The following is an 11864-nucleotide window of genomic DNA, read 5'->3' as shown; positions in this document are numbered from 1 at the left end:
CTGTGTGGTTTCAATTAAAAATAGAACATTGTCCAAGTGAAGAGGTAGAACCAATTAGCGAAGAATTGGAGGAGTTTGGTGCATTATCTATCATGCTTACTGATAGAAATGACAATCCTGTTCTTGAACCAGAACCCGGTACTACTCCCTTATGGCCAGAGGTCATCATTCACGCCTTGTTTGCACAAGCTCCACAAGCCCAGCACACTAAAACACAATTAGCTCTAACCAGGCCGCAATTAGAATTTAATTTGGAAATCCTGGCTGACAAGGATTGGGAAAGAGCCTGGATGGATGACTTTAAACCACAACGCTTTGGCAAACGGCTTTGGATATGTCCTACATGGTCGACTCCCCCCGAACCTGAGGCCGTGAACTTAATGCTGGATCCTGGATTAGCTTTTGGTACGGGAACGCACCCAACAACCTCATTATGTTTAACCTGGCTGGAACAAGCAGATCTCCATAATAAATCAGTTATTGATTATGGCTGTGGATCGGGAATTCTCTCTTTGGCGGCATTAAAATTAGGTGCCAAAGGTGTTCATTCAGTGGATATTGATAATCAAGCGTTATTAGCCACCCAAAACAATGCTATCACAAACAATATTAATAAGCAGTTGTTTATAAGCATGCCCGAATCTTTACAGGATCCTGTAGACTTAATTATCGCCAATATCTTATTAGCTCCATTAATCTCATTAAAAGATCGTTTTCACCAATTGCTCTATAACGATGCATACTTGGTCGTATCCGGCTTACTCGAAGAACAAGCCCCATTCCTTATCGATGCTTACCAAACGACATTCACCCCCATTTCTACTGAAATTCGTGATGGGTGGGCTCTATTAGTTTTTATACGAGCGTAATTATCTTTACTAAGGCATATTATTATGGCTAAACAACTGGTTTCTTTTAAGCCACGAAGAGCATTACTTAGCGTGTCCGATAAAAGGGGCATCAACAAACTTGCCCAAGCTCTGCATCAACAGGGTGTAGAGTTAATTGCAACAGGTAATACTGCAGCCTTACTTAAAGAACACGGACTACCTGTAACCGATGTCAGCGAATGTACTGGTTTTCCTGAAATGATGGATGGTCGGGTCAAAACACTTCACCCAGCGATTCACGCAGGGTTGTTAGCTCGAGGGCAACATGACAGCAAAACCTTGGAACAACATGCCATACAGCCTATTGATTTACTCATAGTAAACTTATATCCCTTTGAACAAGTTATAAGTAAACCCGACTGTGACTTCAACAATGCCATTGAGAATATTGATATTGGTGGCCCAGCCATGGTCCGCTCGGCAGCAAAAAATTATGCCCATACCTATGTTGTGGTTACTCCTGATGATTATTCCGAACTCATGCAATATCTGCAAACTAAAAAAGCACCCTCTGACTGGAAATTTACCCTGGCAAAAAAAGCGTTTGTCCAGATTGCAGCTTATGACGCAGCAATAGCCAATTATCTGACCACTCTGGATGATGATTATACCCCAAGTGGGTTCCCTGATGTGCTTACATGCCAATTCATTAAAATAAGTGATCTTCGCTATGGAGAAAATCCACATCAACAGGCCATTTTTTATGCTGATAAAAATAATGCACCCGGCTCTCTGGGTTCGGCCCATTTAGTTCAGGGCAAGCACTTGTCATACAACAATATTTTGGATGCGGATGCTGCACTTGATTGTGTTAAATCCTATCCAAACAATACACCCGTTTGCGTCATTGTAAAACATGCCAATCCCTGTGGGATAGCCTTGAGTGACACAACTTTAAATGCTTACCTAAAGGCTTTTCAAAGTGATCCTGCATCCGCTTATGGAGGAATTATTGCCTTTAATCAAACGTTACAGGCAGATACAGCCAGTACCATACTTGAAAAACAATTTGTCGAAGTCATTATAGCCCCAGGCATTAGCGAAGAAGCAAAAAAAATTCTTGCTAATAAAGAAAACATTCGTGTACTGAGTACAGGAGTCTGGCAACAAGATAACGTATTTAGATTAAATATGAGAAAAGTAGACGGAGGTTTATTGGTCCAGGAACACGACTCTCTTTCTCTTGTCACATGCGACTTAAAAACTGTTACCTCAAAAAAACCCTCAGAACAACAAATGAATGATCTAATCTTTGCCTGGGTAGCAGCAAAACATGTGAAATCTAACGCTATCGTTTATGCTAAAGATTCCGCGACTATCGGAATCGGTGGGGGTCAAACCAGCAGGGTGATGAGTGCACGTATTGGCCTTTTGCAAATGCAGCAAATGGGATTTAGCCCTACGGATGCGGCGATGGCTTCCGATGCCTTTATTCCGTTTACTGATACAATTGAAATCGCAGCACAAGCAGGTATTACAGCCATTATCCAGCCAGGAGGTTCAATCCGGGACGAACAAATAATTGCATGTGCGGAAGAACATGGTCTGGTCATGGTATTCACTGGTACGCGTCATTTTAAACACTAGCCTCAATTATGCTCTGAATTGATACGAAATGAGGACTTGACTCACTTGAACAAAAAGCGGTATATAACATATCATCTTCTTTTTAATTTAAAGCTTTTGTCAATGCAGTTGTGCGCAATAAAAAATCATTTGGAGCAAATAAATGACAACTGAACACTATTCGACCTCACTTGTCAGTCGTCTTGCTATTTCCGGTACTCCATTAGCACCGCAAGGATACTATCGTTCCAAATTATTCATTACCCCTTTTACAACAAATACCCTGGTCGCAGCAGCAGGACCATTGTTGTCTTTATTAGAAAGGCTCTGTTTGAGTCCATCGTTACCTCCCATTGAAAACATAAGGGAGAACATTGACCATGAACTGAGGGCTTTTCACAGTAAACTCGCGGCCTCTAAATATCCCGCAGATCTGACGAGCATTGCTCACTATATTCTCTCTGCGACCATCGATGAAATACTTGGAAAAAGCTATCTGCGTATATATAACCTGGCTGCAGAATTTAAATCCTTTACTCCCTTAACCAGTGATGGGGCTCAACCCCAACAGCGTTTTTTTGAAATTCTTAATTACCTTAGAGAAAGACCTAATCAGTCCCTTGATTTAATAGAACTAATCTATTTTTGTCTTATTGCAGGCTTTGAAGGGGAATATCATTTGAAGGCGGATGGGCGACAGGTTCTTGACAATACTATTGAAGATTTATATCAAATAATCCAGCAATATCGTTTTAATAAACCCCATCGGTTATTTAACGAAAACCCCATACCTAAAACAATTAAGAAAAATTATAAAGCAGCCATAGTGTGTACAATGATCGCTGCGAGTATCGTAGTTTGTGCTTTCTTGACCAGTCAGATATTATTGGAAAATAAAGCTAAATCCGTTTTATTTGGACATACCCAACTTGCAATGCTGGATAACTAATGGACAATTCTTTACGGGCATTATGTGATGCTATTAAAAAAATACTATCTCAACTAAAGCCCCAGGTGAATCAGCTGTCGTTTATTGTAGTTACAGGTAAAAATGAACAGGGTAAATCAGCTCTTTTAAAACAGAGTAACATGGAAGAGATGCCTGTCTTTAGTGAGCAACATGCAAAAATTTATTTTAATCAGCAAGGTATCCTTGTCGAACTTGGTGAAACCTGGCTTACTAACAGCAAAACATTATTACAGAATACGCTAAAACAACTAAATCGATGCAACCGCCACCTCCAAATCACCGGACTCATCTTGTGTATGGATGTAAATGATCTGTTGATATCTGAACCCACCCAGTTTACAGAACAAAAAAAGGCTCATTTACAATTACTGGATCGTTTAGGCTCTAATTTGGGCTATCAAGCTGAGTTAGCAATTGTATTTACTAAAATGGATACTTTGGCAGGTTTTACTGAGTTTTGTCAAATGGATCATGTTACCGATTTATCTAAACCTCTGGGGTTTTCTTTGGATTGCATGAATCAGTCACACAAAAAAATTGAAGCATACAAGGTTCAATTTAATCAGTTAATCGAAGTTCTCGCCCAGCAGGTCATTAATAAAATGCATCCCGCACGATCCACTATTAAGCGCAGTTTAATACGCGAATTTCCTCTTCAATTAGCCAGTTTACGTGCACCAGTTCAAGCTTTGATTCAAGGTGTTTCTACAAAACTGTTTCATCTGCACTCCATTTATTTTACCAGCGCTGAGCAAGGTGGAGTAAGTATTGACCGATTGAATAAGAAAATTCAGCATGAATATGCGCTAGTCGTGCAGGACACATTTCCTCAAGCAACTAACTTTAGAGCATACTTTGTTGAAGGTGCTTTAAAAAAAATACAAGAACAATGCAGCCAGGTGCCTCAGCTAAGAAAATTTTCTCAAAAACCGCTAATTGCAATTGTCGCAAGCATCGCAGGAGTTAGTTTGCTCGTTCTAAGTTATAATCATTACAAAACAGCTCATTTATTGGACGAAGCAAGCAAAGAGTTACTTGTTTATGATGCACTGAATAGTCAGGGGAACAGTAGAGCTCAAGCCCTCTATCATTTATCAAAAGCTGCAAATAAAGTTGACCACATTTCGAGTAACTCCATATCACTTCCTACCGTTCATCAATTAAAATTAAATCTCCAACATAACACCCAGAATCGTTTACAAGGTGAATTTATACCTTCTTTAACGAATGAGTTGGAACAAGCCATTACTAATCCCAGTAATACTCCTATAGTTCGCTATAAAGCGCTTAAAATATACTTGATGCTTGCTCAGCCTGAGCATTTGGTTGCAACGGAAGTTCAGAATTGGTTTACAAATCAATGGAAAGGAGAGCCAGCTAATCGCTCCCAAAACCAACTGACTCTGCTAACACATGCCTTAAGCAAACCTTTACAAGGTGTACTTGTTAAACAACAAATAATTAGCGATGCCAGAAATTATTTAAATGCACTCCCCACCAGTTACCTATATTATTCCATAGCGAAAGAATTCTTTCCTTTAAATAAACAAAAAATTACTATTCAAGGATTTAATCTGGCAACTGATGAATTACCTGTTTATTTTACAAAAACTGGCTTTCTAGAAGTCATGCAGGATATTCCTAAAATCAGCAGCACCTTACAAACAGAAAATTGGGTACTTGCTCGCCAGGACTTATCGCAATTACAAAATATGTTAACCCAGGCGTACTGTTTTGATTATGTAACCTGGTGGCAAACTTTTATGCGCAAGTCACAGCCGGTACATTATCAAGACTATCAGCAAGGAAAACAAGTAACTCAGCTGCTGCAACAATCCAACGCTATCAATATATTAGTGAATTTAATACAGCAGGAAACAAAGCCCGATTTAAGCGACAACCTCTCTACCTTTAATCAGTTTATTGCAAATAAATTTACTGATTTAAATCTTATGAGTCAATCCAGCACTAGAGAGTTAAGCATCAAAATGGCAGAATTGGAGCAGTTTATTTCCACATTATCTGTAATCAATGATGGAGGGAAAACAGCATTTACCATTACCAAATCACGATTTATTAATGAAAATTCTTCTGATCCGCTCAGTTTACTCTTCGGCCAGGCACGCCAGTTACCAGAGCCTTTAAGCTCATGGACTAAACAAATAGCAGGGGATACCTGGATTATTCTGATTAAAGACAGCCGCCAGTATATCAACCAACAATGGCAACAGACAGTTTACCGGGAATTCCAAAACACCATAGCCAAACGCTATCCTTTTGACTCATCTAAGCAAGAAGAAATTTCGATCGTTGATTTCAACCGTTTTTTTGCAACCCATGGCGTATTAAATACGTTTAGTGAACACTATATAAAACCCTTCCTGGATGTTTCAAGTGCCGAATGGAAGCCTAAAGCTGTTAATGATTTTGTTTTGCCTATCTCGACAGAAACGCTTGATGAAATTATACGTGCCAATATTATAACCAATATGTTTTTTCCAGATCATGGTGATAAAAGTAAGATTGATTTCAGCTTACAAAAAATAAGCCTTGATCCTGTTGTCGCCAGTTTAAATCTTGAGATTGGCGAGAAAAAATTGACTGATACCCAAGGAAGCGATTCATTTATTCGTTTTACCTGGCCACAAAACAATGCCAGATTGTCCCTGAATTCTATTGAGGGAAACCACTACGAGCTCGCCGAACAAGGCACTTGGGCTCTATTTAAACTACTTGAGAAGGTTAATGTTTTGGTAGATGAACAAGACAGTTCCAGTTTACAAATCCTATTTGAAGTAAATAGTAACTCCGGTCGATACTTATTAAAAACCAATAACCAGATTAATCCCTTTACCCCGGGGATCTTAAATGGGTTCACTTTAAATGAGGCCGTAGTATGATTGTAATATATGGTATTATCTTAACTGGATAGAAAATATGGACTTTCAGGATGAAATCAAACGAAATATCGCGTAATAAGTTAGATAAGTTAAGTCACCTTCCCGAACCTTTAATTTCTGGAGTCGTTTCACATCTTGATTTGAAAGGAATTGCTAATTTAGCCCAAGTTAGTAGCAAAATGAATAGTATTGTAAAACGTAATGTTAGTAAGTATGAGCTCATTTTTTCAAAAAAAAATGGTGTAGAAGAGACAATACCAGGAACGTATTCTGAAATCATCAAAAAATTAGATTTAATCACCACGAAAGAAAGAAGACTTTTGGAACTGAAAAATACTATTACTTATAAATTTAAAGAAAAATGTTTAGACGATAATCTGTGTTTAAATCAATGCGCTACTACTAATGAGGACAAAGCTCTTAATTTAGGAGTATTGCTCACTCTTGCAGTAGCTCTACCTTCCACAATGTCTATATTTCCACTTGCTAACTATTTAGGAGCTAATGGAGTCTGTATTGGTATGAGTACTGTAATTGGTACGGTGGGTTGTGGCATGGGGACATCTTTTTTCTGCAGTAGAAAAATCAAAACAATGGAGAAAGAAATAAATCAACTGAATACAGAATCTAAGGATACTCCAGTTTCATTATCTATGACCGTGTAGTGCTCTAGGCTCTGTCGAAAATAGAAGACGTGATTTATACTGTGCAGCCAAAAATAAGAATCAAGGTTGAGTAATGATCAGTTTTAAAGACCGGCATTTTCCCAAAGACATGATATTCATGTCGGTGAGATGGATGCTTTCTTATCCACTGAGCTATCAAAACATAGAAGAACTAATGGAAGCACGTGGTGCTACGCTAGACTATTCAACCATACAAAAATGGGTTATTCATTATGCCCCTTACCTTGAAAATACTTTTAGAAAACAGAGCTGTAGACAAAGGAGGATATACCATTGAGTTCATGTTGTCAGATAAACGGGATCGCCCTGCTGTATTGAAGTTTTCAAAAAAGGCATCGGATCCTGCGGGCTGCCTCAAAAAGTTAACATTGATAAATCAGGTTCCAAAACAGCAGCGATGGCTAGAGCAAGCATTGCAATGGCAAAATCATTAGATTTAACTTGTGTCGCTGATGATTATGATTTAATTCTATATTTACAAGCGTACCCATGTCATCATGGTTCTAGGTTATTTATTCAGTCCACCTTTACGATACACTCTTTTACAACCTGAATCGATGCTTGCTTTATTACCATCCATCGCAACCGCGACTTCACTTAAATTAACACTTCTTACTATAAATAAAGCCAACAACATTTGTGCAAAACAGTCTATTCGTGACTTGTGCCAATTTAATTGCCGGCTTAAAATCCCACTTAACTCGCTGATATACTTCACACATGCTCCTTTTTTGATCTAATCTGGGTATCCTGTCAGAATCGCCGGGTAAGTGTCTGCCACTGAGTCCGGATTAATCCGAGCCGCGCGCGTCAGCAAGCGGAATTCTTTAAAAATATTCAAAATACCTATTGACACGGTTTTTCTGTAAAACTGATGTTTTTCCATATCAAACGTAAGTCATGCAATATGCATGCCCTAAGATCCCCAAGATCACAATGTAGCCCCTTTCACTAATAAAACATCTCCCTCCTGAGGTCAGATTTTTTCTTAGCCCTTAGTGGCGTTAAAACTCGAAAAATGCGTTCAAAAAAAGTCATGTTATGATTGCCGTATCAGCATTAGTAACGCAGTGGTAGATGATGAAACGCCAAGAAATCAAACAAGTTTTAGATGAGTTAACAAAAGATATCGATAGTCTTGCCGACAAAAAGGCCGTGACTATCATTAAGGTATTGGTTAATTTGGTCGAAATGCTTGCCGAAGAAAATGCTTTGCTCAGAGAGGAAAACCAAGTATTACGTGATGAGATAAACCGCCTTAAGGGTGAACAGGGCAAACCTAATATTCGCGGTCAATCCAAAGGTAGCAATGGCGATAATACAGGCAATTCCAATCATTCATCTGAAGGAGATCGCAATAAACGTGGTAAAGGGAACAATAAAAACACAGGCAAAGACAAAAAAAACGTACGTATTGATAGACGTGTTACGATTGCTCTGGACAAAGCAACGCTGCCAGATGACGCCAAGTTCAAGGGTTTTGAGATTCGAATCATCCAGGATCTAAAAATCATCACGGATAATGTTGAATTCAAGCTGGAAACGTATTACTCACCATCTTTGAAAAAAACCTTTATTGCGCCGATTCCTGGCGAATATAAGGGCAGTGAATTTGGTCCTGGGGTTAAAGCGCTGGTCATCACATTATACCGTGATGCAGGGATGACGGAGAGCGCCATTGAGCGCTTTTTAAAAACATGTGGTATTCAAATATCACATGGTAAAATTGCTTCCATGCTGACAGAAGGCAATGATATTTTTCATCAGGAAAAAGAAGATATTGTCGATGCCGGTAGCAACGCAGGCTTGTACCAGCAGATGGATGACACAGGCAGTCGTGTTAACGGCAAAAATCACTACACCCATGTTTTATGTAATGACTTTTTTACAGCATACTTCACTCGTCGTAAAAAAGATCGCTTGACCTTATTGGAGTTGCTGTGTCGAGACCAATTAAAGTTTATGTTTAATCAGGAGGCTTATGAGTTAATGGATGAGTTTGGTCTCGCAAAAAAATGGTTGGATCAAATTAAACCAATGCTGCATGCACAACCCCTCACACGTGAATCAATCGATAGTTTGATGGGAACACTTTTTCCAAATCCAAAAAAACACAGCACGAATCGACGCATAATTCTTGAGTCAGCAGCTCTTGCCTATTATCAGCACTCGAAATACTTCATCCATTATTTAATGACAGATGATGCGCCTCAGTTTAATAAATTGGCCCTACATCATGCGCTGTGCTGGATCCATGAAGGTCGTCATTATAAAAAACTCACTCCATTCTCAGATATGAATCAGAATATATTGGCTGTATTTCTTGAGCAATTATGGGATTTCTACCATGCATTATTGACTTACAAGACGGCTCCATCTCAATCAATGGCCCAACAACTATCAATGCAATTTGATACTTTGTTCGCAACCACGACAGGCTATGATGTTTTAGATCAACGCATTGCAAAGACACGTGCTAAAAAACAAGCGTTATTATTGGTGTTAGACCATCCATTTCTGCCATTGCACAACAATGCCTCTGAATTAGGGACACGGTTTCAAGCAAGGATACGCGACATCAATCTCCAAACGGTCTCCCAAAATGGCACCAAATCAAAGGATACGTTTGCCACGATTGTACAGACGGCCAGAAAACTGAAAGTTAACGTTTATCAGTATATTTACGATAGGGTGACTAAAAAATTTGAAATGCCATCATTGGCTGAATTAATCTTACTTAAAGTGCGGCAGGTTCCATGCACCACATAAGCATCTCGAGATAATTCCGCTTGCTGACGCGCGCGGCTCGGATTAGTCCGGGCTCAGTGGCAGACACTTACCCGGCGATTCTGACAGGATACTAATCTGGGCATATAAAATACATTGTAAATCAGCGAGTTATTTCTATTCCTTCTTTTCTATTCCCATTTTTTGTCCGGCAAAAAGAAGGGTTTTGTGCCTGATTCAAACCTTAATATTTATTTAAGCTTTAAATGGTAAAATTTTAACCTATTTATCATATTAATTCTAAAATAATTATAGAGAGAAGCTTTATGCCTATATCAACCCCAGCCCCCACCGAATCAACTCCATTGATACAGTCAAACGAAGAGACTAATGAAGACTTGACCAGTATGCAATTAGAAAATGCAAGCAGAATTTATGAAAAACTAATAGACATATTGGGAAAGTTTGAAAATAATACCAACAGTTCCATTGCTTGTCTGGTGCCTGTGAATACTTCAACAAGTATTTTCCCAGAGTTTGTATCCCCCCAGGATCGTCTATCAGCCAGTGCCTCTTCTGCGCTGGCAGCATCACTAGCTAACTCGCTCATTACTGCATGGCAAAATTATAGCAACAAGAACACCGACTCTCAAAAATATTGTAGTTTTAAATCCTTTGTTGATTTTCTTAAATCACCTAATGGTGCTCCGGTTTGTAGTTATACTATGTTGCTTTGTTTTAAGACTCTGGGCGATTTTGCCCCTAGGTTGCCAGATAATGCTGCAATGCTCAGTCTCATTGGTAGTATTTTTGCAGTCTCATTAATTAATGGAGTTCTAACGCATTTAGGAACAAAAAGTGAGGTGAATCCATTAACAATGATTACACGTCGGGATGTGGCTAATGGTATGATTTCCGGTGTTACGGCAGCCGGTTTCATAGCCCAAATTGATCGTTTGCTGAAAATGAATATGGATCCTCCCTCTTATGAAACTTTTGGTCCATACATGTTAATCTTAGAGGCAACAGTAGGGGTAATTGCTGGCATGGCTCGGATAATAATTCCGTCGATAATCAAATCCCAAGCAGAGGAAGGGTATGATAGGGATACGGCTATATCAATGATGAATACCGTCAAACAAAACTGGGATACTATCAGTATGCATACACGCTTTATTGGAAATATCCTCTATATTGGTGGATTAGCTATAGAGGCAAAACAATTATTAAGCCATGATTATGCGGCAGCTGTCATTTCTGCTGTACTAGTGGGTCCTGTAGTAGCCACAATGGTTGATACAATAACCAGTAATTGCTGTAACAAACCAGAAATGTCTCGTTTAATAACGAGTACAGCAAGCAACTCTCCTGTGTTTAGCTATTCGAGCGGAAAGGCGAGTACCTTGCCTATCACAACCGAAGTAGAAACTGATACCCAACAACCATTCGTTTAATACTCTTCATTTTTGATGGTTTATAACTAATAGTTTTAGAAAGGAAAACTTATGTCGATTTTATATTATAAACGTTTGCTTATTAATAGTGTTGTTTTAGTCTTTTTCTTAATTAGTTGCACTGCATTCGCTAGTAGCAAACATAGAGATGTTTCTGTACCTCCTAACTATATGTTTTTGCAAAACGCAAAATTAGGGATACTAAAATCAACTAAAAAGCAGGGTATTTACCAACTAATACTAACCAATGTACAACCCTATGTAACTTACTTTTCAGACCGTCCAAATCGAATCACAGGTTTGATGTCTATCGATAATTTTTTAAAAGAGTGGCAGAGTAATGTAACGAGCGGATTTAAAAAAGATGCGCCTAATGTAGGAATAGAAGGTATAAAATTAAATGCATTTTCACGTAGTCAACCAATTAGTGTGGTGATGGTACTTAGTAATCCAATTTATGACAAAAAAGCGAATACTTTAACTTATACAGCACATGAATTGGATGCTAAGTACGCACCTGTAGTTAAGGACGGAACAAAATTAGAAAATATTGCTTTATTCATAGATAATATAGGTAGTTGCCCAAGTTGTTGTTGTGGCTTTCACTGAAGAAGAAATTTATTTTAGGGGCTGACACCCCCTGGAACCTACCTCAAGCACAACCCCGTGGC

At 38.8% G+C, this 11864-nt stretch carries 10 protein-coding genes; 9 read left to right on the top strand and 1 reads right to left on the bottom strand.

From position 1 onward, the window contains the following. Positions 1 to 2: 2 nt before the first annotated feature. From prmA to HRS36_RS02540, 6 genes are all read left to right on the top strand, one after another. Positions 3 to 869, top strand: a complete 867-nt coding sequence (gene prmA, locus HRS36_RS02565) for a 50S ribosomal protein L11 methyltransferase (RefSeq protein ID WP_173236115.1) — start codon at positions 3 to 5, stop codon at positions 867 to 869. Between the two features lie 24 nt (positions 870 to 893). Next, positions 894 to 2477, top strand: coding sequence for a bifunctional phosphoribosylaminoimidazolecarboxamide formyltransferase/IMP cyclohydrolase (gene purH / locus HRS36_RS02560; protein WP_173236114.1), 1584 nt, complete (start codon positions 894 to 896; stop codon positions 2475 to 2477). 142 nt (positions 2478 to 2619) lie between these two features. Beyond that, positions 2620 to 3405 carry a type IVB secretion system protein IcmH/DotU gene (icmH, locus tag HRS36_RS02555; protein ID WP_173236113.1) on the top strand — a complete coding sequence of 262 codons (786 nt, stop codon included), beginning with the start codon at positions 2620 to 2622 and terminating at the stop codon, positions 3403 to 3405. Beyond that, positions 3405 to 6326, top strand: a complete 2922-nt coding sequence (gene icmF, locus HRS36_RS02550; RefSeq protein ID WP_173236112.1) for a type IVB secretion system protein IcmF — start codon at positions 3405 to 3407, stop codon at positions 6324 to 6326. The genes icmH and icmF overlap by 1 nt, the downstream gene beginning before the upstream one ends. A gap of 50 nt (positions 6327 to 6376) precedes the next feature. After that, positions 6377 to 6991, top strand: coding sequence for an F-box protein (locus HRS36_RS02545; protein WP_173236111.1), 615 nt, complete (start codon positions 6377 to 6379; stop codon positions 6989 to 6991). Positions 6992 to 7224: 233 nt separating this feature from the next. Continuing rightward, on the top strand, positions 7225 to 7446 hold the full coding sequence (locus tag HRS36_RS02540) for a hypothetical protein (RefSeq protein WP_173236110.1): 222 nt from the start codon (positions 7225 to 7227) through the stop codon (positions 7444 to 7446). 74 nt (positions 7447 to 7520) lie between these two features. Here the strand turns inward: HRS36_RS02540 and HRS36_RS02535 are convergent, their stop codons facing one another. Beyond that, positions 7521 to 7730 carry a hypothetical protein gene (locus HRS36_RS02535; protein ID WP_226905547.1) on the bottom strand — a complete coding sequence of 70 codons (210 nt, stop codon included), beginning with the start codon at positions 7728 to 7730 and terminating at the stop codon, positions 7521 to 7523. A gap of 359 nt (positions 7731 to 8089) precedes the next feature. Between HRS36_RS02535 and HRS36_RS02530 the strand changes: the two genes are divergently transcribed. The 3 genes from HRS36_RS02530 to HRS36_RS02520 all read left to right on the top strand — a co-directional run bounded on the left by HRS36_RS02530 (position 8090) and on the right by HRS36_RS02520 (position 11802). Beyond that, entirely contained in the window at positions 8090 to 9781 is a 1692-nt protein-coding gene (locus tag HRS36_RS02530) for an IS66 family transposase (protein ID WP_173235423.1), read from the top strand. Between the two features lie 284 nt (positions 9782 to 10065). Next, positions 10066 to 11193: a hypothetical protein gene (locus HRS36_RS02525; RefSeq protein WP_173236109.1), complete on the top strand. Its 1128-nt coding sequence runs from the start codon at positions 10066 to 10068 to the stop codon at positions 11191 to 11193. Positions 11194 to 11244: 51 nt separating this feature from the next. Beyond that, positions 11245 to 11802, top strand: a complete 558-nt coding sequence (locus HRS36_RS02520; protein WP_173236108.1) for a hypothetical protein — start codon at positions 11245 to 11247, stop codon at positions 11800 to 11802. The last annotated feature ends 62 nt before the right edge of the window (positions 11803 to 11864 follow it).

This window comes from Legionella antarctica, assembly GCF_011764505.1.
Classification (GTDB): Bacteria; Pseudomonadota; Gammaproteobacteria; order Legionellales; family Legionellaceae; genus Legionella; species Legionella antarctica.
The sequence above is the reverse complement of the archived record's forward strand: the minus strand, read 5'-3'. Positions and strand labels throughout refer to the sequence as shown.